This window comes from Bacillus cereus group sp. N11 (genome assembly GCF_016483605.1).
GTDB classification, from domain to species: domain Bacteria; phylum Bacillota; class Bacilli; order Bacillales; family Bacillaceae_G; genus Bacillus_A; species Bacillus_A toyonensis.
Map to the genome: position 1 here is coordinate 37,111 of NZ_JAEHBN010000006.1, position 24,822 is coordinate 61,932.

A 24,822-nucleotide genomic window follows, 5' to 3' on the forward strand; every position below is an offset into this window, starting at 1 on the left:
ATATGAATTTACCTTGTTGTTTAGAACATGTTGAATTAGCGTTAGATATTATTGTTGATGAATGTGAAGTTGCACCGGTTATCAACAATGTGGATAACTCAGAAAAAGAGAAAAAAACATGTGAATTTTGTCAAAATGAGGCGACATATGTTGTATCGAACACAGATTCTCACACAATATGTGGGTAACATTTGTGGATATGTGGATAAGTTATGTGGATAACATGTTTGTAAGGTGGGGAATAAATGTGAATATCTCGATTATTTCAATCGGAAAATTAAAGGAAAAGTATTTAAAACAAGGTATAGCAGAATATTTAAAACGATTATCTGCGTACGCAAAAGTAGAAGTAATTGAATTGCCAGATGAAAAAGCACCAGAAAATTTAAGTGAAGCAGAAATGTTAATTGTAAAAGAAAAAGAAGGTATACGTATACTGGATAAAATTTCTGATGATACGCACGTGATCGCATTAGCGATAGAAGGAAAACAAAAGTCATCAGAAGAATTTGCAGTAAGCCTAGATCGTCTTGCTACATATGGAAAGAGTAAAGTTGCCTTTGTAATTGGTGGATCACTTGGACTAAGTTCAGAAGTAATGAAGCGTTCCAATGAATCTCTTTCTTTTTCAAAAATGACATTACCACACCAATTAATGCGATTAGTATTGCTTGAGCAAGTGTATAGAGCGTTTCGTATTAATCGTGGTGAACCATATCATAAGTAAATTTCCATTTGTATATAAAAAGAGTAAAAAAGACCATTGGATAAAAATCACCGATGGTCTTTTAAACATTAATAGGTGGTATGCAGATTTCCTAAAATAAGTATGTTTCTATTTCTAAAAAAGTATGCTGTAATATGAAGAGGAAAAAATTATAAGTAGTCAGAGAAGTGAGGAATTAAAGGTGAAGAAGTTTAAGAAGTTTTACTTAGAGATTACAAGTGTATGTAATCTTGCGTGCAGCTTTTGTCCGCCGACGGAAAGGCAGAAGCAATTCATTTCTGTGGAGGATTTTGCTAAAAGATTAGACCAAATTAAACCTCACACAGACTACATTTATTTGCACGTGAAGGGTGAGCCGTTGCTCCATCCAAAAATAGATCAACTGCTAGATTTAAGCCATGAAAAAGGATTTAAAGTTAATATTACAACGAACGGAACGTTAATTAATAAGAGAAGGCATAGACTGTTAAATAAGCCTGCTCTAAGACAAATGAACTTTTCCCTGCACAGTTTTGATGGACATCCAGGTTCGCAAGATAAAGAGGGCTATGTAAGAAGTATACTTGCCTTCATTAGGGAAGCAACAAGTCAATCAGATTTAATTGTTTCGCTAAGGTTATGGAATTTAACTCAGGATAATAAGACAAATGCTGAAATCCAGAAAAATAGAGAGCTATTATCCATAATTGAAAATGAGTTTGATCTGCCTTATCAAATTGAAGAGAAGCTTACACCAGGAAAAGGTATAAAAATTGCGGAACGTGTCTTTATTAATCAAGATTATGAATTTCAATGGCCGGCATTGCATGAAGAAGAGGATGATGGAAAAGGATTCTGTCATGGTCTTCGAAATCAAGCGGGTATTTTAGCAAATGGAACGGTTATTCCTTGCTGTTTAGACGGTGAAGGGATTATTAATCTTGGGAATATTAATAATGATTCATTTTCTAACATTATAGAAGGTGAAAGAGCAACAAACATTGTCGATGGATTTTCGAAAAGAGTTGCAGTCGAAGAGTTATGTAGGAAATGTGGATACCGTAAAAGGTTTGGAAAGTAAATATGAAATAAGCCCTCATAAAGAAGCGAGGGCTTATTTTTTTATCCCGCATTAACGGGCAGTAAGATCCCCACCTCAAAATTCAGCGGAAGCAAAGAAGTTAGGTAGGGAATCAACTGCCCGTAAAAGCCCGATTGGTTCAACTAATAATCAGTGGGGGATGGACACCCCCCACTGATTAAAGTTTCACTTTATTCTTGATAAGAACGCTCTAATTCATCAATTAAGGAGCCAACGTAAGAAACAGCTTTACGGATTGCATCTGGTTTTGCCATATCTACTCCGGCATGTTTCATTAATTCAAGTGGTTTCATTGTACCACCAGCGCGAAGTACATCTAACCAGCGATCAACGGAGGGCTGCCCTTCTTCTTTAATCATTTGGGCTACTGCGGTAGATGCAGTTAGACCTGCGGAATACGTGTAAGAATATAAGCCCATGTAATAATGAGGTTGGCGCATCCAAGTTAAGCCGGCACCTTCATCGATTTCTACAGAATCCCCCCAGAATGTAGAAAGGACATTTGTTTTTATTTCGGTTAAACTTTTAGCTGTAAGTGCTTGTCCTTCTTCTGCTAGAGTATATACTCTTCGTTGGTATTCGCCCTCAAGTAAGTGAGTAACAAAGTTATGATAATATGTGCCAAGTAGTTGTAGAATGACCCATCTGCGCATTCTCTTATCGTTAGTTGTTGCAAGTAAATGTTGGGCTAGTAATAATTCATTCATTGTTGATGGTGCTTCAACAAAGTACATAGATGGACGTACATTCATAATGCGCTGGTTTTTATTTGCTAAATAAAAATGCCCAGCATGACCAAATTCATGTGCTAATGTGAAGCATCCGCGCATCGTATTTTGCCATGTAATTAAAATATATGGATGAGAACCATATGGACTTGAACAAAATGCTCCTGTTGATTTGCCTACATTATCTGCAAGATCTACCCATCTTTCTTTGAAGCCTTTTTCGATAATGGAACTATATTCATCTCCTAATACTTTTAAAGAATCTTGAATGAGTTTGCCTGCTTCTTCGTAAGTAATTGCTGGATTAAATTCAGGATCTAAAGGTGCATGTAAGTCGCAGAAAAGCATTTGATCGAGTCCTAATACTTTCTTTTTTAAATCTGCAAAACGGCGCATATGAGGCGCTAATTCTTTATAAATAATATCAAGTTGATTGTTATACATTTCAAGTGGAACTTTTTGCGGCTCTAAAAGCATATGAGTAACGGATTCATATTTGCGTAAACGAGAAAGTGTCACTTGTTTTTTTACTTCAGTAGCATATGTTGTGGCAACTGTATTTTTATATCGCTTCAAAGTGGAAACAAACGATTCATATGCTTTTCTACGTATGTATGCGCTTGGAGAGAATTCATAATTGCTTTCAAATAATGCAAATGACAAAGGGAATTCGTTTCCTTGTTCGTCTTGTATAGGATTGAAACCCATATCGGCCAATTTAGTCATGCCGTAAATTTTGTATGGAGAACTATGAACTTCGCCAAGTGCAGCAAGTGCTTCTTCTGTTTCAGGTGAAAGAGTGTGCTGCCTTTTGCTCAGCACTTCTAGTAATGATTTACGAAAAGGGTTGAGTTTTATCTCCTCAATTAAATATTTTTCAATCGTGCCTTCTTCAAATGAGAGAATTTCATTATGAATAAAGGCTAGTGCTGTATGTACTTTCGTTCCTAGAGCAGAAACTTTGGAAGAGTTCGCTTGAATAACTGGATCTGTCCGATCAGCAGATTCTTTTAGATTTGCATATGAGCTCAGTTTTGTTAATTTCATTAAAAGCTCTTCCTCTATAAGTAAGCAATTTAGTAAAGTAGTGGAGCTAGTATGCAAGCGTCCTTTAAATGCATCAAGTTTCTGTATATCATTTTCTAATACGTTTAATGCAGCGTGCCACTCGGCATCAGATTTATACAAATCAGAAAGATCCCATGTTAGTTCAGTAGGAACTTCTGCGCGAATAAGGCGATTTTCAATTACATTTTTCATTTATTATAGCCCCCTTATTTTAAGTATTTAAAAATATGATACTAGAAAATTCAGTAAAATAAAAATATTTAACGGTTTTATACATAAAAAAGAAGGACAGGCATACACATGCTTGTCCTTCGAGCTGAATATAAGAATTAATATACTTTATCACCGTTGAAAATAGAGTTTTTCACGACAACATAATCTACAGTACGAATAGCATCTAATTTTGTTCCACCAGCGTAAGAGATAGAAGATTGAAGATCTTGTTCCATTTCGATTAAAGTGTCTTCTAAAGAACCTTTATGCTCCACGAACATTTTCTTACCTTCAACGTTTTTCTTCTCACCTTTTTGGAATTCAGAAGCTGAACCGAAGTATTCTTTATAAAGCTTTCCATCTTTTTCGATTGTTTCCCCTGGAGACTCTTCATGACCAGCGAATAGAGAACCGACCATAACCATAGTTGCCCCAAATCGAATAGATTTAGCTACATCACCGTGTGTACGAATACCACCGTCAGCAATAATCGGCTTACTTGCAGCTTTTGCACACCAGCGAAGTGCAGCTAACTGCCAACCACCAGTTCCAAAGCCTGTTTTAATTTTAGTAATACAAACTTTACCGGGTCCAATACCAACTTTTGTTGCGTCAGCGCCAGCGTGTTCTAATTCTCTTACCGCTTCTGGAGTTCCAACGTTTCCAGCGATAACAAAGCTTTCTGGTAAATGTTTTTTAATATGTTGAATCATGTTGATCACAGCATTAGAGTGACCGTGTGCGATATCGATTGTAATGTATTCAGGTGAAAGTTGCTCAGCGGCTAATTGTTGTACGAATTCGTATTCGTCTTCTTTAACACCAACGCTGATTGAAGCAATTAATCCACGTGATTGCATATCTCTAATGAATGAGATTCGTTTCTCTGGCTGGAAACGATGCATGATATAGAAGTAATTATTTTCAGCTAAATAAGTTGCGATTCTTTCATCTATAATCGTTTGCATATTTGCAGGTACGACAGGTAATTTAAATTTATGTTTTCCTAAAGTGACAGTTGTATCACATTCAGATCGACTGTTTACAATACATTTTGCAGGAATTAATTGAATATCTTCATAGTCAAATACGTTTTCCATCGTTTACACCCCTAAAATACGAATATTTTATTTGTTTCGTTCGAAAATGTTCGTCCAAAGGATAATTTACATTATTTTCACTAATAAGTCAAAGGTTTTAATGTTTATATAAAAAAATTAAGTTGATTTAAGTCTACTGTAGGTTTATATCGTCAAAATTTGTTTTAACATAACATGATTTAATGTAAAATTATGTGTGGTATAGGAAAAATCAAATATGTAAATTTAGGAGAGCTATTAATGAAACGATTAGTGTATATGGACTGGTTGCGTGTGTTAGCGACAATCGCAGTAGTTACAATTCATGTCTCCGCTGGTTATGTTTCCACATTGGATGCAAATAACGTTTCGCGTTGGTTGTCTGGGAATCTTTTTGAGTCACTTTCACGCGCTAGCGTTCCAATCTTTGTGATGATTAGTGGAGCTTTATTATTAAAGGGTACGAAAGATATTTCTATTGGAGAATTTATACAGAAACGTGCAAGTAAGGTAATTATACCTTTTGTAGCTTGGAGTGTTTTATTTTATTTATACGGAGCTTATGCAGGATATTTCCCACGTTCTATAAAACAGGGGATAAAATATTTTCTAACAGATAGTATTGGTGGACATTTATGGTTCATGTACATGATTGTAGGGATATACTTAATTACACCTTTACTGAAAATTTTTGTGAAGAATGCTCAAAAGAAAGAGATAGAGTATTTTTTAATTTTATGGTTATATGCATCTGTTGTCGTTAATTTGGCAAAATATTATTATCCTATCAACTTTAATATTGAATTATTTTACGTTACAAATTATGTAGGCTATTTCCTGCTTGGTTATTATTTATCCAATTATGATATTGTGAAAAAGTGGAGGAATTTTGCTTACATTGGAGGAATTGTAGGATTTATTATTACATTCTTTGTTACATATTATTATACAGTTCAGGCAAACGGACAATTGGATCAGTTTTGGTATGGATACTTTTCTCCAGGTGTTGTACTTATGGCAATTAGCTTATTTGTATTTTTTAAATATTCTTTCGGAAATTCAGAAAAAAAATTACCATTTGTATTACGCGGTATAAATCAAGCGAGCCTTGGTATTTATATCCTTCACTTTTTCTTATTAAATAACTATCTGTACAGAGTATTTCCAAAGGTGAATGAACATGCACATGCAATATTGGCAATACCTATTAATGTAACAATCACAATTGTTCTTAGTATGGTAATTACTTTAGTATTGCAAAGAATACCAGTTGTAAAAAAATTAGTTCCATAAAAGATGAATACAATTTAGAGGGGCAGACTTATAATTAAGGCTGTCCTTTATTATTTAAGAATTATACGTAGATAAATTGAAACTTAAATGAATTGAAAACATTAATTTAATATAGTATCTTGGTATAACTTGACGTTAGATATGGAGAGTATAGTTATTTAAATATAAAATTCAAATGAGGTTAGTATATGAGTAAAAAAGAATTTAGTAATTATGCATTAAGTAAAGAAATAATACGAGCACTTACTGGTTTAGGATATGAACATCCAACAGAAGTGCAAGGAGAGGTTATTCCAGTTGCATTGAAAAAGAAGGATCTTGTTGTAAAATCGCAAACTGGAAGTGGAAAAACAGCTTCATTCGGTATTCCACTTTGTGAAATGGTGGAATGGGAAGAGAATAAGCCACAAGCATTAGTTTTGACGCCGACGAGAGAACTTGCTGTTCAAGTGAAAGAAGATATTACGAATATAGGCCGCTTCAAAAGAATTAAGGCTGCGGCCGTTTATGGTAAGTCTCCATTTGCACGTCAAAAATTAGAGTTAAAACAAAAGACACATATCGTAGTGGGGACTCCTGGCCGTGTGTTAGATCATATTGAAAAAGGTACCCTTTCTTTAGAATGTCTGAAGTATTTAGTCATTGATGAAGCAGATGAAATGCTAAATATGGGCTTTATTGATCAAGTAGAGGCAATTATTGATGAATTACCTACACAGCGAATGACAATGCTATTTTCGGCAACACTTCCAGAAGATGTTGAAAAGTTATCCCGTACGTATATGGATTCGCCAACGCATATTGAAATTAAGGCTGCCGGGATTACCACAGAAAAAATTGAACATACACTTTTTGAGACGAGAGAAGAGGAGAAGCTTTCACTTCTTAAAGATGTAACAACAATTGAGAATCCAGATAGTTGTATTATTTTTTGCCGTACACAAGAAAATGTAGATCACGTATTTAGACAGTTAAACCGTGTTAACTATCCTTGTGACAAAATACATGGTGGTATGGTGCAAGAAGATCGTTTTGAAGTTATGGACGATTTTAGAAAAGGAAAGTTCCGTTATTTAGTAGCAACAGACGTAGCTGCTAGAGGAATTGATATTGATAATATTACACATGTTATTAACTATGATATTCCGTTAGAAAAAGAAAGTTATGTACATCGTACGGGAAGAACGGGACGAGCTGGCAATAAAGGAAAAGCTATTACATTCATAACTCCGTATGAAAATAGATTTTTAGAAGAAATTGAGGCGTACATCGGCTTTGAAATTCCAAAGGCATATGCACCTTCAAAAGAAGAGGTTATGAAAGGGAAGGCAGTATTTGAGGAAAAAATACATGCTAAACCAATTATAAAGAAAGATAAAAGTGCAGACTTAAATAAAGGGATTATGAAGCTGTACTTTAATGGTGGGAAGAAAAAGAAAATTAGAGCGGTAGATTTTGTTGGCACAATTGCTAAAATTAAAGGTGTTACAGCAGAAGATATAGGAATTATTACGATACAGGACAATGTTTCTTACGTTGAAATATTAAATGGAAAAGGACCAATTGTTTTAAAGACCATGAAAACTACAACGATTAAAGGGAAACAATTAAAAGTCCATGAAGCAATTAAGTAAATAAAAAAACTATCCACTGTAACAGGTGGATAGTTTTTTTATTTACGATTCTTTTAAATCGTCCACTAACTTCTCTGCCAATCGTCTGTACATATTACTCATCGTCACGAAGGATGTTAGTAATAAAAACTTTTCTAGCTTTTGATCTTCTAAGGAGGAAATCTCATTTACTTCCCTAATACGGTTATTTACGTCCTGGTTAAAGGTTTCCACATTGGTTTCAGTAAGAGCAAGATAATCTTTATAGAGAGTATTTAATTCGAATGTATCATCGTTTAGTAAAGGTACATTTATATTTTCTAAGGAGCTTTTTATGTCATTAATGGAAAGGGCTCCTTTTAATTGGTAAATTAAGCTAATTAAAATCATATGCTCTTTTGAATACTTTTTATTTTTAATAGGGATGAATAGTTTCCCTTTTGCGTAATTGTTAATCATTGTTTTTGTTAATACTTTTTCATCATCAGTTCTTGTTGTATCCGCATAAGTATTCTCAAATAGTTGAACAACTTGGTCTACATATAAGTCGACATTTGGGATATCCTCAAGTTTAATATTTTTTTCTAAATGTAATGATTCAAGTAATTTATTTATATTTTCCACGTAAAACCCCTCACTTTTATAACTTAGTGGAACTGAATGTTTAGTATATCTTTAAATATGGTATTACGAAACAAGTGAATTGTAAATGTTGACTAGTATAAATAATACGTATATAATTACATGTAGTTATTAAAACTACATGTAATTATATGAGGGGTGTTTATATGAATGCTTATGTAAGAGAACCGGTTAATGCATTTACTCACTTAGGAGGAGCTGTATTAGCATTTATTGCATTATTAGCTATGCTTGTGAAAGTTTCTGTTAAGATGCCATCTTTTGCTGCAATTACAGCTGTTATTTTATTCGGTATTGGGATGATGGTCCTTTATATGGCATCAGCTGTGTATCATAGTGTTGTAGCCAGTGAACGTGTTATTTATTTCTTTAGGAAGTTAGATCATTCTATGATTTTTATATTAATTGCAGGTACATATGCACCCTTTTGCTTAATTACATTAAGTTCGGCAAATGGTTTACTACTATTTTGTTTGGTTTATGCAACTGCGATTTGTGGTATTGTTTTTAAAATGTTTTGGTTTAATTGCCCAAGATGGTTATCGACAGGAATTTATCTTCTGATGGGTTGGTTAATTGTTCTATTCTTTGTACCGCTAGCTGAGAATTTAAGTACAGGAGGTATCCTTTTCTTAATACTTGGAGGTATTTTTTATACAATTGGTGGGTTTATTTATGGTGCTAAGCCAAAATGGTTGGAGTTTAAATATATGGGACACCATGAAATTTTTCATGTTTTCGTATTATTAGGAAGCCTGGCACACTTTTTAAGTGTATATTGTTACGTAATTTAACAAATCAGAACGTTTGGATAGCTTTTACTAAAATTTTTGGGTAATAAAAAATGATATAGAAAAATATAGATGTTGAAGAGCTACATAACTTAAAGGTTATGTAGCTTTTTATATAAAAGAAAATTTAAAATATTTAGAATTTATATCTTGGAATATGATAGGATAGATGTGTATTGAGATTATAAAATTTTATAATTGATGATAAGTGGGGGACTATATATATGGCGATACTTATAACGGGTGGAGCAGGATATATTGGTAGTCATACGTGTATAGAATTATTAAATAATAATTATAAAATTATAGTCGTAGATAATCTTTCAAATAGTTCAATAGAGTCTTTAAACCGAGTAAAAGAAATAACAGGGAAACAATTTAAATTTTATAATGAAAGTGTTTTAAATCGTGAAAAAATGAATGAGATTTTTTTGGGAAATAACATTGAAGCAGTTATTCATTTTGCTGGCTTCAAAGCAGTTGGGGAATCTACTACAATTCCGCTTACATATTATTATAATAATATTATAAGTACGATTATATTATGTGATGTAATGCAAAAACATAATGTGAAAAAATTTATTTTTAGTTCGTCTGCAACTGTATATGGAATTCCAAAAACATCACCAATTACGGAAGAATTTCCATTAAGCGTGACAAATCCATATGGGCAAACAAAGTTAATGATAGAGCAAATTATGCGTGATGTTGCAAAAGCTGATGGTGAATGGAGTATCGCGTTACTTCGTTATTTCAACCCATTTGGGGCGCATCAAAGTGGTCGTATTGGAGAAGATCCAAATGGGATTCCTAATAATTTAATGCCATATGTAACACAAGTAGCAGTAGGGAAGTTAAAGGAATTAAATATATTTGGAAATGACTATCCAACAAAAGACGGGACAGGTGTTCGTGATTATATTCACGTTGTTGACCTTGCAAAAGGACATGTAAAGGCACTTGAGAAAGTGCTTGAAACTACAGGAATAGATGCATATAACCTTGGTACAGGGAAAGGGTATAGTGTATTGGAGATGGTTAATGCTTTTGAGAAGGTTTCGGGCAAAAAAATACCTTATAAAATTATCGGGCGTCGTCCTGGGGACGTAGCGATATGTTTTGCTGATGTATCTAAAGCGAAGCGAGAATTAGGATGGGAAGCGGAATATGGATTAGAAGAAATGTGTTTAGATTCTTGGAGATGGCAGGTAAATAATAAAAATGGCTATCAAATGATTTAAGGAGGATACTTTATTTTTATTGTATTTATGTATAATAAAGGAACCAAAGGTCAGTAATAGTTTTCGTTGAGGAAAAGAAAATGAAAGAGAGTATTACTGACCATAGCACTTCAATAGGAATTTAATCTATTGAATGCTTTTATAAATTGGTGATTTGGAAAGAGAACTTAATGAATTCGAACAAGTTGTTTATGATATACGGTATTACCTTCTTGGCTTGCGTATGGCGGTATGCTTCGTCCAAAACAATTTGCGATAATATGGGAGTGGCTAGGATAAGAAATACGAATTTCATACAAGTCAACAGCGTCACCTAAATTAGCATAAAAAACTGCTAAGTTGTTCCCTTGTAAAATATATGGAAATACTACTTCCGCATTTTCACCAATTAGTACAGGTAATTTTACAGGATTAGAATAGTTAGACCAATCCCAAACCTCTATACTTACATAGTGTGCGTAAAATGCATCTAAATTTACAATGTTTACTACTGCTGAAACAGTTGCAGGCTCTCTTGTTAATACACCTGTGGAGTGAAAAACAGGTTGATTTGGATAATGAAGAGGCATAAATATCAAACCTTCCTTAAAATGATATGATTGTACTATATTTTATGCTAGGCATTAGTAGAATGAGATAGGGAAAATGTATCATTCTATTCATTTTTTATAGAAATTAAAAACGTATGATTGAAAAGTATTCCAACACTTGTATCCTTGTTAGAGTCCGTTTATAATCAAGGAATCCTATTGCATATTTTGATAGGTTTATTTATTATTGAAAGCGTTTTAAGTTTGCTCTTTTTTAAGGTAGGAAGTCTGACTTATTCAGATGAAAAACTATGTATGTAGTTTTAAATGGGAAGAAAAATAATATAGGTATCACTTTAAAGTGTGGGGAGGTTAAAAGTGTGAAAAGATAAGATTTTCACACGAATATATATGGGTTATGTAGGATTATTACTTTCAGGTGCAGCTTTATTTTTAAATAGTCTTGTTATATTAGGAAAAGCAGAGATGAAAAGCGCAGGTGTTTTTAATTTATTTGTGGGGGCATTACAAATTATCATTCCGTTCTATTTGATTATGATTTCTGATCAAAGTAATTGGACGGTATATTCATATGCAGCTACCTTTTTATTTGGATTAACTTATTTATATGTAGGTGTTACTTTTATAAAGGGAATGGATAGTAGTGGTCTAGGATGGTTCTGTATTTGGGTAGCGATTATTGCTTTATTCTATATGGTCGTTTCATTTGTTCAATTCAACGATGTTGTTAATGCGTTAACATGGTTTATGTGGGCATTACTTTGGTATTTATTCTTTGTATTAAATACACAAAAAAAGAATATCAATCAATATCTTGGAAGAATTGCTTTCGTACAATCATGGGTAACATTGACACTGCCTTCACTCTTTTATTTTATGGGAGTTTGGGGAGAGGGATTTGTATATGAACTATGGGTTTATGTATCAGTAATTTCTATTTTATATTTCTGTTATTGTATTTTTAAATATCGAGTACGTTAATGCGTCATATGTAGAAAAAACATGGAATCGTTAAACTGATTCCATGTTTTTTTATTTTAGCATTTATAATAAGGGAGGTAGTATTTTACAATTTATGAAAACGGGGATGATGAAGGTGAAAAAAGTATTGGTACTAGGGGGAACAAGATTTTTTGGTAAACATTTAGTAGAAGTACTGTTGCAAGTTGGACATGATGTAACGATTGCGACGAGGGGAGTTACTAAAGATTCCTTTGGAAGTGCAGTAAAAAGAATCATCGTAGATAGAGAAGACGAAAAAGAACTAGCAAAGCGTTTAGAAGGTAAAAGTTATGATATTGTATACGATAATTTATGCTATAGCTCAAATGCAGCGAAGAGAGCATGTGAAGTGTTAAAAGGAAAAACTAAGAAGTATATTATGACATCTTCAATGGCTGTCTATGAGCCTGCGCTAGGTCTGTTAGAAGAGGACTTTAATCCATATGAGTATGCAATCACGTATGGAGATAGGAATGATTTTAATTATAGTGAAGGTAAGAGATTAGCTGAGGCAGTTGTATTTCAACATGCAGCATTCCCAGTTGTTGCAGTGCGTTTTCCAGTTGTTATTGGAGAAAATGATTATACGAAAAGATTACAATTTTACGTTGAACATGTTGTGAAACAAGAGCCTATCGTTGTGGATCATGTAGATGGAGATTTGGCATTTATACATGAGAAAGAAGCAGGAGAGTTTTTAGCTTGGTGTGGGATGAAAAACATAGAAGGGCCGATTAATGCTTGTAGCAACGGGGTAGTTTCTACCAGAGAAGTTATTCGTTTCATAGAAGAAAATACGGGGATAAAAGCTCTCATTCAAGAAGTAGGAGATAATAAAGCGCCTTATAATGAAGTAATTAATTGTACGTTACATAATGAAAAGGCTCGTGAATTGGGATTTCCATTCCGAGAGTTGAAACTAGAAATGAAAAATATTTTACGCCATTACATAAATACAATGAAGTAATCATAAATCCCCCGGTGGCAATCCGGGGGATTCTGGAGGATTTCGACAATACTGATTTTACATTACCAAATTTACCTTATACGCACGACTAATGTTTTTGTGATTGAATTGCTTGTAAATATTTCTCGTTTACCCGGTCCCAGTTCACTGTATGCCACCAGTTGGTAACAAACTCTGGGCGCCGATTTTGATACTTTAAATAATAGGCATGTTCCCATACATCAATGACGAGTAACGGGATCTTCCCTTCTTGCAAAGGTGTATCTTGATTCGGTGTACTCATAACAGAAAGTTCTTCACCGTCAAGAACAAGCCATCCATATCCACTTCCAAAACGACTAATGGCCGCTTTGGACAGTTGGTCTTTTAAGTTGTCAAAGGTATTGAAATAATAATCAATTCCTTTTGCAACGTCTCCATTAGGCTCGCCGCCACCTCGAGGGCTCATCACTTCCCAAAAAAGACTATGACAATAATGACCACCACCGTTATTTCTAACTGCTGTAATAATTTCCATTGGTAAATCATCCAAATTACATAGTAACTCTTCTAAAGATTTATTATGTAATTCAGTATAGTTTTCTAAAGCAGCATTTAAATTGTTTACATATGTCGCATGGTGCTTTCCGTGATGAATAGAAAGTGTATTGCTATCAATATATGGCTCTAATTCATCATAGTCATATGAAAGCTTTGGCAATTGAAATGAAGACATAATATTACCTCCTTTCTAGTTTAAAAGTTGGTCTAGGTAAAAATATTTTACCTGAGTCAAAAATACACTTATTTTTCATAGAAGTCAAGAGAGATTTCTATAATTTTCTGAAAATATTACAATAAAAGTAACACTTTCACTTTCGTTTGTGACTATTATCCTTTTTGCTTATACTGTAAATTAGTAGCGTTTGTTGAAATAGAAGGAGATTGTTTATGAGTAAAACGAAACAATTAATAGAGGAAGCGAGTAATTTTATTACTACTTGCTATAAAGAGCTTAATAAAGAGCAATTCATAGAAGAGCGTATAAAAGAAATTCACATGGAAATAGAGAGAACGGGAACGTATGAGCATACATTTGAAGAACTTGTTCATGGTTCGCGAATGGCATGGCGTAATAGTAATAGATGTATTGGAAGGTTATTCTGGAGTAAGATGCACATATTAGATGCACGTGAAGTGAATGATGAAGAAGGTGTATATAATGCGTTAATTCATCACATTAAATATGCAACGAACGACGGGAAAGTTAAACCGACAATTACAATTTTTAAGCAATATGAAAGTGAAGAAAATAATATACGAATTTATAATCATCAATTAATTCGATATGCAGGATATAAAACAGAAATGGGAGTAATCGGTGATTCTCATTCCGCTACATTTACGGATTTTTGTCAGGAACTTGGCTGGCAAGGAGAAGGTACGAATTTTGATGTATTACCGCTTGTATTTTCTGTTGATGGAAAAGAGCCTATATATAAAGAAATTCCAAAAGAAGAAGTAAAAGAAGTACCAATTGAGCATCCAGATTACCCAATCTCATCTTTAGAAGTGAAATGGTATGGAGTGCCGATGATTTCAGATATGCGTTTAGAGATTGGTGGTATTTCTTATACGGCAGCTCCGTTTAATGGATGGTATATGGGGACGGAAATTGGAGCTCGGAACTTAGCTGATCAGGATCGTTATAATTTACTTCCAGCAGTTGCAGAAATGATGAATTTAGATACATCAAGAAATAGCACGTTATGGAAAGACAAGGCATTAATTGAGTTGAACATTGCTGTATTATATTCATTTAAAAAACAAGGAATTAGTATTGTTGACCACCATACTGCTGCACAACAATTTCAGCAATTTGAGAAGCAAGAAGCTGCCTGTGGTCGCGTTGTAACAGGAAATTGGGTATGGTTAATACCGCCATTATCGCCAGCTGCCACTCATATTTATCATAAACCGTATCCGAATGATATTTTGAAGCCAAATTTCTTTCATAAATAATATTTAGTATAGGGGGATTTCCTGTAAAATATAAAATTTTTTTAATTACTGTTATGTAGCAAATGGAAGCCTTTACTCTCGGTTATTTTTGGCAGGAGCTTTTTGAACCAGGGAGTTCCTTATGTTATAATCAAATTTCTGTTTCGAAGACCTTATAGACATATAAGGTCTTTTGTTTTGCTTTTTTATGTAAGAGGAATAGAATGTTTCTTTTAAATAAGGGATTTAGCATATTTTTAGGGACAACATAAGTATGTGGAAAATTGATGAATTATTATATTTATATAGTAATTGTGTTTTGGATTTAAACAAGAAAACATAATAAAGTTGTTTTTTTAGATTGCTGAGGAAGGAGGATGTGTAAATGAGGATGAAGAATCAAAAAACAGATTGGCCTGTATTTCTTATTAGTGGTGGTTCGCTTTTATTATTTGTAATCGCAGTTTTCTTAAATAAAGGTTATGTAGAGGGAGCTATTAATCGCAGTTTTGCATTTTCAATTAAGTACTTCGGGGCTTTTTGGCAGATTTTATTGTTAGGTACATTTATTGTTGCGATGTGTATGGCATTCTCGAAATATGGGAAGGTCAAACTAGGTAATTTAGAAAAACCTGAGATTAGTACGGCGAAGTGGCTTGCTATTATTATGTCTACACTACTTGCCGGAGGTGGCGTTTTTTGGGCAGCGGCAGAGCCAATGTACCATTTGATGACGGTGCCACCGATACATGAAGGTATATCTGCTGGAACGAAAGAAGCAGTCATGCCTGCTTTAGCACAAAGTTATATGCATTGGGGATTTTTAGCTTGGACGATTTTAGGTACAATTAGTGCGGTAGTTATGATGTATGGACATTATCATAAAGGTATGCCGTTAAAACCTCGTACGCTTTTATATCCTATTTTTGGAGAGAAATTGCGAAAGAGTTTGCTTGGAACGATGATTGATGCATTTGCAATTATTGCAGTAGCTGCAGGAACAATTGGTCCGATCGGATTTTTAGGCTTACAAGCAAGTTATGGCTTACAAGCATTATTCGGAATTTCCGACGTGTTTACTACTCAATTAGCAATTATTATTTGTGTGGTAGCTGTTTCTACTATATCTGCGGTAACGGGTATTGATAAAGGGATTCAAATAATAAGTGATTTAAATGTTAAACTAGCGATTTTATTGATGGTGTTTGTGTTATTCTTTGGACCAGGTGGATTTATTATTGATTCATTTGTTTCTTCGTTTGGGTTTTATATAAATGAGTTTATACCAATGAGCACATACCGTGGGGATACAGGTTGGTTAGGATCTTGGACAATCTTTTTCTGGGGATGGTTTATTGGATATGGACCAATGATGGCAATTTTAGTGAGTCGAATTTCAAGAGGAAGAACGATTCGCGAAATCATCGTTGCAATTGGAATTATTGCACCTATTATTACAACGTTCTGGTTCACTATATTGGGGGGATCGGGTGTATTTTATGAATTAATGAAGCCTGGATCTATATCGAACGCTTTAAGTGAATCTGGTATGCCAGCAGCTATGATTGCAATTACAGAGCAACTGCCACTATCTAATATTATTGGACCGGCATTTCTTTTATTAACAATTTTATTTGTAGTAACAACAGGAGATTCAATGGCTTATTCCATTTCAATGGCAGTGACTGGAGATGGAGATCCTAGAATTAGCTTGCGAATTTTTTGGTCGCTTATTATGGGAGCAGTTGCAGCAATTCTTTTATATATGGGAGAAGGAAGCATTAATGCATTACAATCTTTCATTGTAGTGACAGCTGTTCCGGTATCAATTTTGTTATTCCCGATGCTGTGGCTGGCACCTAAAGTTGCAGGAGAATTAGCATTGAAGCAAGGCATTGTACAAGAAAAAGATAAAACTGCTTTCTTATTCCAGAAAGCTAGTAAATCAAAATAAATGATAAATAAACACTGAAAAGAGGAAGCATTTTAAATGAGATGCTTCCTCTTTTTCGTTTAGTCTAATACTTTTCCCTTTGTTTCTGGCACACATAATAACATTGTAATTAATCCGATTGGATAGATGATGAAAATTAAGGATAATGCTCCAAGTAAATTTCCGCCTGTAGCGAGTAAACCGATAATAACAGGGCCAAATCCAGCTAAACCACGTCCTGTACCGAAAATAAAGTTTTCCGCTGTAGAGCGAGCTTCGGCGGGATAGTTTTCAGCTAAAATGGCTCCGAATCCGCCCATCATTCCATTTGCAAAGAATCCGAGCAATGCACTTCCCCATAATAATAATGTTGAATCTGTGAATAGGAAGAAGTAAATAAGACAGTATATAGTACCACCGATATAATAGATTGCAAAAGTTTTACGACGACCAATTTTATCAGCCAGAATACCAAAGGTTGCAATTCCAATGAGCATGCCAATCGTAGAGATGAACATCCAACCGCTCGCCTTTGCTAATGTATAGTTATATTTATTTGCTAAAATAGTTGGCATCCATGTGAAAATCCCATAATATCCGAAGTTCTGGATAAACGACATAATAATAAGACCAATTGTTGTTATTGTTACTTTTTTATTTGCAAATAACTTTTTAAGTGGGAATTTTTTTATTTGTTTTAGATGTTCTGCTTCAGTAGTTGTTAAAATACCATCAGCTTCTTTTTGTAACAATTCCTTTTTGTATCGTTGTTTTTGCTCCCATATTTTCGGTTCACTTAAACTTTTACGTACATAAACAGCTAGTAAAGCTGGAATTAGTCCGAATAAGAAAACAGCTCTCCATCCAAAATGCGGGACAATAAATGCTGGAAGAAGTGAAGCTACTAAAACACCAAATTGCCATCCAAGTGCAACGACCGATGTTGCCTTAGCACGCATTTCTTTTGACCATGTTTCAGTTACGATGGCCATTCCAATTCCGAATTCACCACCAACTCCCATTCCAACTAAAAAGCGAAGAATTAATAATTGCCAGTAATCTGTTGCGAAATAAATGAGTGCTGTTGCTAGTGAAAATAGTAAGATGGTGAAGGCCATTGTACGGATACGACCAAATAAATCAGCGATAAACCCAAATAAATAAGAACCAATTAGCATACCAATTGTCGTAGCTAATGTTAAGTTCCCACCTTCAACAGGGCTTAAATGAAACTCTTTTAAAATATAGACGAGTACGAAAGATAAGAGCAGCATATCTAAACCTTCTGCGGCGTATCCTAGTGCAGAACCAAACAGTGTTTTATATCTTTTCTCTTTCGTCTCCTCTGTTGTTTGTACATCAGTGGTGATGTTCATTATTATTCCTCCTTATTTTCTTCTACAGTCGCTATGGAAGAATAACAAAAGGCCTTCTCACCTGATATGATGAGAAGGCCCAAAAAGCATACGTATCTCTAAAAAAGAACATACGTATATAGTATTCCGACTTCCTTCTCAACCTCACGGGGTTGGGTTAAAGGACTGTATGATATTACTTTATTTTTAGCACTCTTCTATTACATTGTCAAATAAAGAGGAGATTTCCATGTGTAAAATATTTCAAAAAACATTTCATTCTTCTTGACGCCTACTTCGTTATTTTCCCATAATAAAACTAACTAAATAAAAAGGAATGAATCAAAGATGTTAAATTTAGTACTCATGATGATTGAACGCGTCGGACTTATCGTTATTTTAGGATTTTTACTCTCTCATATTAAAACGTTTAGGCGCCTTCTCCATAGGCAGGACGGATATGTAGATAAGCTTAAGCTTATTTGTATTTTTTCTGTGTTTACAATTGTAAGCAATTACACTGGTATTGAAATAGCAGGAAATACGATTATGAATGAAAATTGGCTACAAGGTGTTTCTTCATCAAGTACCATTGCGAATACACGTATTATGGGTGTGGGTATTAGTGGTTTACTTGGTGGACCAATCGTAGGAGTTGGGGTAGGAGTTATCGCTGGTATTCATCGTTATATGCTCGGTGGTACGACAGCGCTAAGTTGTGCAATTTCTTCTATTTTAGCAGGGATTATAACAGGGTATATCGGATACATTTTCAAAAAATATAACCGTACAATTACACCTAAGTTTTCAGCAATTTTAAGTGTTGTTATCGTTTCTTTAGAAATGATTATGATCCTATTAATTGTAGAGGATGGAATTAGTATTGTGAAAACAATTGCGATACCAATGATCCTTGTAAATAGTTTTGGAAGTTTTATTTTACTTTCTATGATACAAGCTATTTTGCGTCAGGAAGAGAACGCAAAGGCACTTCAGACCCATAAGGTATTACGTATTGCTGATAAAACGTTACCGTATTTTCGCCAAGGCTTAACAGAAGAATCGTGTAAGCATGTGGCACAAATTATTCACCGCTTTACAGGAACAGATGCGGTATCCTTAACAGATACAGAGAAAATATTAGCTCATGTTGGATTAGCATCAGATCACCATATTCCTTCACATAGTTTAATAACTGGTTTATCGAAAGAAGTGTTAAACACAGGGAAAATAATGAAAGCAAAATCACGTGAGGTTATTAATTGTCAACATGAAGGTTGTCCCTTGCAAGCGGCGATCGTTATTCCACTCACTTCACATGGAAATACGATAGGGACATTAAAACTGTATTTCAAAAATCCTAACCAATTAAGTCGTGTGGAAGAGGAATTAGCAGAAGGGTTGGCAAAAATATTCTCTACACAACTTGAATTAGGTGAAGCTGAATTGCAAAGCAAATTATTGCAAGATGCGGAGATAAAAGCATTACAAGCACAAATTAACCCGCACTTTTTATTTAATGCGATTAATACAGTATCAGCTTTATGCCGAACCGATGTAGAAAAAGCAAGGAAGTTATTATTACAGCTTAGTGTGTATTTCCGCTGTAATTTGCAAGGGGCACGTCAGTTATTGATTCCACTAGAACAAGAATTAAACCATGTACAGGCATACTTATCACTAGAACAAGCAAGGTTCCCAAATAAGTATGGAGTAAAGCTGTATATTGAGGAAGAGCTAAAGACAACTCTAGTACCACCATTTGTTCTTCAATTATTGGTTGAAAATGCATTGCGGCACGCTTTTCCAAAGAAACAACCAGTATGCGAAGTAGAAGTGCATGTGTTTGAAAGAGAAGGTATGGTTCACTTTGAAGTGAAGGATAATGGGCAGGGAATTGAGATAGAACGTTTAGAACAATTAGGGAAAATGGTAGTTTCATCAAAGAAAGGGACTGGAACAGCTTTATATAATATTAATGAACGTCTAGTCGGTTTATTTGGGAAAGACACGATGCTTCATATTCAAAGTGAATTAAATAAGGGGACGGAGGTTACCTTTATAATTCCAAAAAAAGTAGGGGAGGAAGAACGGGTTGTTAAAAGTATTAGTAGTTGATGATGAGATGTTAGCACGTGATGAGCTAAAATATTTATTAGAAAGAACGAAAGAAGTTGAGATAATTGGTGAGGCTGATTGTGTGGAAGACGCATTAGAGGAACTAATGAACCATAAACCAGATATTGTATTTCTGGATATTCAATTATCCGATGATAATGGATTTGAAATCGCAAATATATTAAAAAAGATGAAAAATCCTCCTGCGATTGTATTTGCAACGGCCTATGATCAATACGCATTACAAGCATTTGAAGTAGATGCGTTAGATTATATTTTAAAACCATTCGATGAAGAACGCATTGTACAGACATTGAAGAAATATAAAAAGCAAAAACAAGCGAAAATAGAAACGAAGCAAGAAATAAAGGGGACAGATGTAACAGCAGAGATGCATAAATTAGCACTGCCAATTGAGGAATCAATCGTACTTGTAAATATTGAAGATATTATATATGTAGGACTCGTAGATGGAAAAGTAACAGTAAAAACAATGAGAGAAACATATGTAACACACGATACACTTGTAATTTTGGAAAAGAAGTTACCACAAACAAGTTTTATGCGTGTTCATCGTAGTTTTATTGCAAATATTAATCATATTACAGAAGTGCAGCCGTGGTTCAATTCTACTTATAATTTAATTATGAAAGAAGGATCAAAAGTACCTGTTAGCCGTACATATGCAAAAGAACTTAAAAAGCTGCTTCGTATTTAAGAAGCAGCTTTTGTATTTCATCCTCTTATTTTTGTAACTGATTCTGTATATGTGACGCTCTGTTTTGTAAACGCTTACTAAAACGTGTACATCTTATACAATAAAGGTACCAAATCGAAAGAGGTGGCCAAAATGAGTAAGAAAAAAGTATATAGTTTTTTATCACAAGCATTCATATTCTCAGCTATTATGTTAATTTCTAATATTATTGCAACACATTTACCAATTCCGATGCCTTCATCGGTAATCGGGTTAGTCATTTTATTTAGTCTATTATGCTTAAAAGTTATTAAATTAGAGCAGGTTGAATCACTCGGAACAGCTTTAACAGGTATTATCGGATTCCTTTTCGTCCCATCAGGTATTTCAGTTATTAATTCTCTTGGTGTAATGGGACAATATTTTGTACAAATACTAACTGTAATTGTTGTCGCAACAATTATTTTACTCGCTGTAACAGGGTTATTTGCACAATTTATTTTAGGAAAAGATGACAAAGAAACAAAAGATACAAAAGAATTGAAAGTAGTCAATAAAGGACGCAAGCACGGAAAAGTTGCGTAACCATTTTAGTATATATTGTTAGGGGGGAATGAACATGGCAAGTACAATGACTCCATATTTCGGAATCGTCGTTTCATTAATCGCATACGGAATCGGCACATTATTATTTAAGCACTCAAAAGGATTCTTCTTATTTACACCGTTATTCGTGGCAATGGTATTAGGGATTGTCTTTCTAAAGGTAGGTAATTTTACTTTTGAAGAATATAATACTGGCGGAAAAATGATTAGTTTCTTCTTAGAGCCAGCAACAATCGCATTTGCCATTCCATTATATAAACAAGTTGATAAGTTAAAAAAATATTGGTGGCAAATTTTATCGGCTATCGTGGTTGGATCTATTTGTTCAGTAATTGTCGTATTCATTGTAGCAAAGGCAATTGGTTTAGATACAGCAGTAATGAATTCAATGTTACCACAGGCAGCAACAACAGCGATTGCATTACCAATCTCTGAAAGTATTGGTGGTATTCCAGCCATAACATCGTTTGCAGTTATTTTTAACGCAGTTATCGTATACGCATTAGGAGCATTATTTTTAAAAACATTTAGAGTGAAACATCCAATTGCGAAAGGTCTAGCACTTGGAACAGCAGGTCATGCATTAGGTGTTGCGGTAGGAATTGAAATGGGTGAAGTAGAGGCAGCTATGGCAAGTATTGCTGTAACAGTAGTTGGGGTTGTAACAGTTGTCGTCATACCGATGTTCATGCCATTCATTGGATAGTAAAACTTACTTAAAAAATGAGAAAAGCAAGCTATTTGTAGGACACATTCCTACTGATGGCTTGCTTTTTATGTTACAGTAGTGGTAAGACCTATTGTTAGCAAAATGCAAGTTTCCTTAAATCTTCATTAATACTGTGTAGAATACGTTTTGAATTAGGTCATTGTATTGTAAAATAAGAAGTAAGCTACTGTATGGTTTTAGGAATTATATGATAGCTCATCTTCATATGAATGAATAAATTATAGGTAGAAAATAGAGAGAAATCTACTTATTAACGTTTTACTTTATAGGACAGGAGAGAGTACTCGTCGATTATGCAAATAAAAAACCTGTTTCAAAGCAAAGGATTTCAGAGGTTACTCGTATTAGTAATACTTGCTCTCGTGTTATATGGGTTGCAAAGTATGTTGAATTTAATATTAATTACGTTTATTCTTACGTATTTAATGGATCGATTCCAAAAGTTTATTTCTCACAAATTAGATAATTTTATGCCCATTAATCGAAAACTCATTATAGCATTTCTATACGTAATGTTAATTGGTGGAATTGCTATTACACTATTTAAATATTTACCAGTATTAACGATACAAATTTCACAATTGATTTATCAATTTAACGTATTTTTAAGAAATCCACCGGATAGTGAATTGATTAAGTATGCGGTTAATGCTGTCAATCATATGGAACTTTCGAAATATGTAGGACAAGGCGTAGACATTTTGTATAAATCTATTACGAATGTTGGGAAGTTCGGTCTTCAAGTTTTACTTTCTTTAATTTTAAGTTTATTTTTCTTGTTGGAAAAGGCCCGTATCGTTGCTTTTACTGCAAAGTTTAAAGAAAGCAGGCTTGCAATTTTCTATCATGAAATTGAGTACTTCGGAAAGAAATTTGCACGTTCATTTGGAAAAGTAATTGAAGCACAATTTTTAATTGCGGTTGTTAACTGTGTTTTATCTGTTATTGCATTATGGATATTAGGATTTCCACAATTATTAGGTTTAGCGTTAATGATCTTCTTACTTGGTTTAATTCCAGTAGCTGGGGTTATTATTTCGTTATTCCCGCTTTGTATGATTGCTTACAATATCGGCGGTATTATGTACGTTGTTTATATTTTAGTTATCGTAACAGTTATTCATGCACTTGAAAGTTACGTATTGAATCCGAAGTTTATGTCCCAAAAAACAAATTTACCGATTTTTTATACGTTTATGGTATTAATTTTCTCAGAGCACTTTTTAGGTGTGTGGGGACTTATTATCGGTATTCCGATCTTCATTTTCTTATTAGATGTTTTAGATGTAACGAGTGATGAAATGGAGAGGGATATTGAAAAAAATAGAGTGAAGTAAAGAAAAAGTATCGATATTCGATGCTTTTTCTTTTATAACATTATGTTTCTTATGCCATACTGTAAGAAGAATATAGAATAGGGGTGAAATAATGGCTGTAAATGAAAAGATAGAATTGGCTACATTTGCTGGCGGGTGCTTCTGGTGCATGGTTTCGCCATTTGAAGAGATGGAAGGTATTATAAAGGTCGTTTCTGGCTATACAGGTGGTCATAAAGAAGATCCAACCTATAAAGAAGTTTGTTCAGAAACGACGGGACATTATGAAGCGGTACAAATTACATTTGATGCAAATAAAATGCCGTATGAAGAGTTGCTTCAAATATATTGGAGACAGATTGATCCAACTGACGTCGGCGGACAATTCCACGACCGTGGACAGTCTTATGAAACGGTGATTTTTTATCATAATGAAGAACAACAGAAAAAGGCAGAGGCTTCAAAAGAAGAACTTGCGAAGAGTGAGCGATTTTCAAAGCCAATTGCGACAAAAATATTGCCAGCTGCTACATTTTATCCAGCTGAAGAATATCATCAAGGATATCATAAGAAAAATACATTCCGCTATGAGTTATATCGTAAAGGATCGGGACGAGATGCTTTTATTAAGCAACATTGGCCAAAGGATAAAACTCATTTAAAAGAAAAACTCAATGAGATGCAGTTTCATGTAACACAGGAAAACGGTACAGAACCACCATTCCGAAATGAGTATTGGAACCATAAAGAAGAAGGTCTTTATGTAGATATCGTTTCAGGCGAGCCATTGTTTACTTCTATAGATAAATTTGATAGTGGATGTGGCTGGCCGAGCTTTACGAAACCGGTGATGTCAGCTAGTGTGAAAGAAAAAATGGATGTTAGTCATAATATGACGCGCACGGAAGTGAGAAGTAAGGAAGGAGATTCACATATTGGGCATGTATTTCCAGACGGCCCAGGACCAAATGGCCTTCGTTATTGTATAAATTCAGCAGCTCTTCGATTTATCCCAAAAGGGGAGTTAGAGAAAGAGGGATATGGAGATTGCCTAATCTTGTTTGGAGATAAAAAATAACCTCGCTAATTGC

Annotated in this window: 23 protein-coding genes; 17 read left to right on the forward strand and 6 right to left on the reverse strand. The window is 34.2% G+C overall.

Annotation, left to right across the window (positions count from 1 at the left end; translation table 11 throughout):
• Nucleotides 1–2: 2 nt before the first annotated feature.
• From JDS98_RS11560 to JDS98_RS11570, 3 genes are all read left to right on the forward strand, one after another.
• The gene (locus tag JDS98_RS11560; protein WP_001052827.1) at nucleotides 3–188 is read left to right on the forward strand and encodes a CxxH/CxxC protein; all 186 of its coding nucleotides are present in this window, start codon (nucleotides 3–5) and stop codon (nucleotides 186–188) included.
• Between the two features lie 59 nt (nucleotides 189–247).
• On the forward strand, nucleotides 248–727 hold the full coding sequence (rlmH, locus tag JDS98_RS11565; RefSeq protein WP_001027003.1) for a 23S rRNA (pseudouridine(1915)-N(3))-methyltransferase RlmH: 480 nt from the start codon (nucleotides 248–250) through the stop codon (nucleotides 725–727).
• Between the two features lie 181 nt (nucleotides 728–908).
• Nucleotides 909–1,787 carry a radical SAM/SPASM domain-containing protein gene (locus tag JDS98_RS11570; protein ID WP_000713626.1) on the forward strand — a complete coding sequence of 293 codons (879 nt, stop codon included), beginning with the start codon at nucleotides 909–911 and terminating at the stop codon, nucleotides 1,785–1,787.
• A 191-nt stretch (nucleotides 1,788–1,978) separates the two neighbouring features.
• On the opposite strand, the gene pepF is transcribed toward JDS98_RS11570, so the two are convergent.
• Together pepF and guaC are read right to left on the reverse strand one after the other, a co-directional pair.
• Nucleotides 1,979–3,796, reverse strand: a complete 1,818-nt coding sequence (gene pepF / locus JDS98_RS11575) for an oligoendopeptidase F (protein ID WP_199633896.1) — start codon at nucleotides 3,794–3,796, stop codon at nucleotides 1,979–1,981.
• Nucleotides 3,797–3,933: 137 nt separating this feature from the next.
• A complete protein-coding gene (gene guaC / locus JDS98_RS11580; protein ID WP_000432439.1) occupies nucleotides 3,934–4,917 on the reverse strand; it encodes a GMP reductase in 984 nt (327 codons plus the stop codon).
• 240 nt (nucleotides 4,918–5,157) lie between these two features.
• Here guaC and JDS98_RS11585 point away from each other — a divergent pair, with 240 nt between their 5' ends.
• Nucleotides 5,158–6,189, forward strand: a complete 1,032-nt coding sequence (locus tag JDS98_RS11585) for an acyltransferase (protein WP_000827024.1) — start codon at nucleotides 5,158–5,160, stop codon at nucleotides 6,187–6,189.
• Nucleotides 6,190–6,377: 188 nt separating this feature from the next.
• On the forward strand, nucleotides 6,378–7,823 hold the full coding sequence (locus JDS98_RS11590; protein WP_097958152.1) for a DEAD/DEAH box helicase: 1,446 nt from the start codon (nucleotides 6,378–6,380) through the stop codon (nucleotides 7,821–7,823).
• A 42-nt stretch (nucleotides 7,824–7,865) separates the two neighbouring features.
• Here the strand turns inward: JDS98_RS11590 and JDS98_RS11595 are convergent, their stop codons facing one another.
• Nucleotides 7,866–8,426, reverse strand: a complete 561-nt coding sequence (locus tag JDS98_RS11595; protein ID WP_000427895.1) for a DUF1836 domain-containing protein — start codon at nucleotides 8,424–8,426, stop codon at nucleotides 7,866–7,868.
• 164 nt (nucleotides 8,427–8,590) lie between these two features.
• On the opposite strand from JDS98_RS11595, the gene trhA reads away from it, so the two are divergent.
• Nucleotides 8,591–9,238: a PAQR family membrane homeostasis protein TrhA gene (gene trhA / locus JDS98_RS11600; protein WP_000995372.1), complete on the forward strand. Its 648-nt coding sequence runs from the start codon at nucleotides 8,591–8,593 to the stop codon at nucleotides 9,236–9,238.
• A 221-nt stretch (nucleotides 9,239–9,459) separates the two neighbouring features.
• Nucleotides 9,460–10,476 carry a UDP-glucose 4-epimerase GalE gene (gene galE, locus JDS98_RS11605; RefSeq protein ID WP_000996156.1) on the forward strand — a complete coding sequence of 339 codons (1,017 nt, stop codon included), beginning with the start codon at nucleotides 9,460–9,462 and terminating at the stop codon, nucleotides 10,474–10,476.
• 167 nt (nucleotides 10,477–10,643) lie between these two features.
• Here the strand turns inward: galE and JDS98_RS11610 are convergent, their stop codons facing one another.
• A complete protein-coding gene (locus tag JDS98_RS11610) occupies nucleotides 10,644–11,045 on the reverse strand; it encodes a hypothetical protein (RefSeq protein WP_087969750.1) in 402 nt (133 codons plus the stop codon).
• A gap of 372 nt (nucleotides 11,046–11,417) precedes the next feature.
• Between JDS98_RS11610 and JDS98_RS11615 the strand changes: the two genes are divergently transcribed.
• Together JDS98_RS11615 and JDS98_RS11620 are read left to right on the forward strand one after the other, a co-directional pair.
• Nucleotides 11,418–12,008, forward strand: a complete 591-nt coding sequence (locus JDS98_RS11615; protein WP_000542573.1) for an AmiS/UreI family transporter — start codon at nucleotides 11,418–11,420, stop codon at nucleotides 12,006–12,008.
• Between the two features lie 94 nt (nucleotides 12,009–12,102).
• Entirely contained in the window at nucleotides 12,103–12,996 is an 894-nt protein-coding gene (locus tag JDS98_RS11620; protein ID WP_106080654.1) for an NAD-dependent epimerase/dehydratase family protein, read from the forward strand.
• 88 nt (nucleotides 12,997–13,084) lie between these two features.
• Here the strand turns inward: JDS98_RS11620 and sodA are convergent, their stop codons facing one another.
• Nucleotides 13,085–13,711 (reverse strand): superoxide dismutase [Mn], encoded by a 627-nt coding sequence (sodA, locus tag JDS98_RS11625; RefSeq protein ID WP_000094052.1) that lies wholly within the window; start codon nucleotides 13,709–13,711, stop codon nucleotides 13,085–13,087.
• Between the two features lie 215 nt (nucleotides 13,712–13,926).
• Here sodA and JDS98_RS11630 point away from each other — a divergent pair, with 215 nt between their 5' ends.
• Nucleotides 13,927–14,997: a nitric oxide synthase oxygenase gene (locus JDS98_RS11630; RefSeq protein WP_000047638.1), complete on the forward strand. Its 1,071-nt coding sequence runs from the start codon at nucleotides 13,927–13,929 to the stop codon at nucleotides 14,995–14,997.
• A 364-nt stretch (nucleotides 14,998–15,361) separates the two neighbouring features.
• A complete protein-coding gene (locus tag JDS98_RS11635) occupies nucleotides 15,362–16,930 on the forward strand; it encodes a BCCT family transporter (protein ID WP_001242400.1) in 1,569 nt (522 codons plus the stop codon).
• Between the two features lie 59 nt (nucleotides 16,931–16,989).
• On the opposite strand, the gene JDS98_RS11640 is transcribed toward JDS98_RS11635, so the two are convergent.
• Entirely contained in the window at nucleotides 16,990–18,285 is a 1,296-nt protein-coding gene (locus tag JDS98_RS11640) for an MFS transporter (RefSeq protein ID WP_001028013.1), read from the reverse strand.
• A gap of 327 nt (nucleotides 18,286–18,612) precedes the next feature.
• Here JDS98_RS11640 and lytS point away from each other — a divergent pair, with 327 nt between their 5' ends.
• The 6 genes from lytS to msrB all read left to right on the forward strand — a co-directional run bounded on the left by lytS (nucleotide 18,613) and on the right by msrB (nucleotide 24,809).
• Nucleotides 18,613–20,382, forward strand: a complete 1,770-nt coding sequence (gene lytS, locus JDS98_RS11645) for a two-component system sensor histidine kinase LytS (protein ID WP_000933602.1) — start codon at nucleotides 18,613–18,615, stop codon at nucleotides 20,380–20,382.
• The gene (locus JDS98_RS11650) at nucleotides 20,360–21,100 is read left to right on the forward strand and encodes a LytR/AlgR family response regulator transcription factor (protein ID WP_000921837.1); all 741 of its coding nucleotides are present in this window, start codon (nucleotides 20,360–20,362) and stop codon (nucleotides 21,098–21,100) included. The genes lytS and JDS98_RS11650 overlap by 23 nt, the downstream gene beginning before the upstream one ends.
• A 132-nt stretch (nucleotides 21,101–21,232) precedes the next feature.
• Nucleotides 21,233–21,664 (forward strand): antiholin-like murein hydrolase modulator LrgA, encoded by a 432-nt coding sequence (gene lrgA, locus JDS98_RS11655; protein WP_087969748.1) that lies wholly within the window; start codon nucleotides 21,233–21,235, stop codon nucleotides 21,662–21,664.
• A 34-nt stretch (nucleotides 21,665–21,698) separates the two neighbouring features.
• A complete protein-coding gene (gene lrgB / locus JDS98_RS11660; RefSeq protein ID WP_000168869.1) occupies nucleotides 21,699–22,391 on the forward strand; it encodes an antiholin-like protein LrgB in 693 nt (230 codons plus the stop codon).
• 317 nt (nucleotides 22,392–22,708) lie between these two features.
• On the forward strand, nucleotides 22,709–23,752 hold the full coding sequence (locus JDS98_RS11665) for an AI-2E family transporter (protein WP_001166005.1): 1,044 nt from the start codon (nucleotides 22,709–22,711) through the stop codon (nucleotides 23,750–23,752).
• Between the two features lie 91 nt (nucleotides 23,753–23,843).
• Complete coding sequence (gene msrB, locus JDS98_RS11670) at nucleotides 23,844–24,809, forward strand: peptide-methionine (R)-S-oxide reductase MsrB (protein WP_199633897.1); 966 nt, start codon at nucleotides 23,844–23,846, stop codon at nucleotides 24,807–24,809.
• The last annotated feature ends 13 nt before the right edge of the window (nucleotides 24,810–24,822 follow it).

Excerpts from the sequence above, each read along its gene's own strand:
- JDS98_RS11640 (WP_001028013.1), bottom strand. The coding sequence starts at position 18,285 with ATGAACATCACCACTGATGTACAAACAACAGAGGAGACGAAAGAGAAA.
- lrgB (WP_000168869.1), top strand. The coding sequence starts at position 21,699 with ATGGCAAGTACAATGACTCCATATTTCGGAATCGTCGTTTCATTAATC.
- JDS98_RS11590 (WP_097958152.1), top strand. The coding sequence starts at position 6,378 with ATGAGTAAAAAAGAATTTAGTAATTATGCATTAAGTAAAGAAATAATA.
- lytS (WP_000933602.1), top strand. The coding sequence starts at position 18,613 with ATGTTAAATTTAGTACTCATGATGATTGAACGCGTCGGACTTATCGTT.
- JDS98_RS11635 (WP_001242400.1), top strand. The coding sequence starts at position 15,362 with ATGAGGATGAAGAATCAAAAAACAGATTGGCCTGTATTTCTTATTAGT.
- sodA (WP_000094052.1), bottom strand. The coding sequence starts at position 13,711 with ATGTCTTCATTTCAATTGCCAAAGCTTTCATATGACTATGATGAATTA.
- JDS98_RS11630 (WP_000047638.1), top strand. The coding sequence starts at position 13,927 with ATGAGTAAAACGAAACAATTAATAGAGGAAGCGAGTAATTTTATTACT.
- msrB (WP_199633897.1), top strand. The coding sequence starts at position 23,844 with ATGGCTGTAAATGAAAAGATAGAATTGGCTACATTTGCTGGCGGGTGC.
- lrgA (WP_087969748.1), top strand. The coding sequence starts at position 21,233 with ATGAGTAAGAAAAAAGTATATAGTTTTTTATCACAAGCATTCATATTC.
- galE (WP_000996156.1), top strand. The coding sequence starts at position 9,460 with ATGGCGATACTTATAACGGGTGGAGCAGGATATATTGGTAGTCATACG.
- pepF (WP_199633896.1), bottom strand. The coding sequence starts at position 3,796 with ATGAAAAATGTAATTGAAAATCGCCTTATTCGCGCAGAAGTTCCTACT.
- JDS98_RS11610 (WP_087969750.1), bottom strand. The coding sequence starts at position 11,045 with ATGCCTCTTCATTATCCAAATCAACCTGTTTTTCACTCCACAGGTGTA.
- JDS98_RS11615 (WP_000542573.1), top strand. The coding sequence starts at position 11,418 with ATGGGTTATGTAGGATTATTACTTTCAGGTGCAGCTTTATTTTTAAAT.
- JDS98_RS11560 (WP_001052827.1), top strand. The coding sequence starts at position 3 with ATGAATTTACCTTGTTGTTTAGAACATGTTGAATTAGCGTTAGATATT.
- trhA (WP_000995372.1), top strand. The coding sequence starts at position 8,591 with ATGAATGCTTATGTAAGAGAACCGGTTAATGCATTTACTCACTTAGGA.
- guaC (WP_000432439.1), bottom strand. The coding sequence starts at position 4,917 with ATGGAAAACGTATTTGACTATGAAGATATTCAATTAATTCCTGCAAAA.
- JDS98_RS11620 (WP_106080654.1), top strand. The coding sequence starts at position 12,103 with ATGAAAACGGGGATGATGAAGGTGAAAAAAGTATTGGTACTAGGGGGA.
- JDS98_RS11665 (WP_001166005.1), top strand. The coding sequence starts at position 22,709 with ATGCAAATAAAAAACCTGTTTCAAAGCAAAGGATTTCAGAGGTTACTC.
- JDS98_RS11585 (WP_000827024.1), top strand. The coding sequence starts at position 5,158 with ATGAAACGATTAGTGTATATGGACTGGTTGCGTGTGTTAGCGACAATC.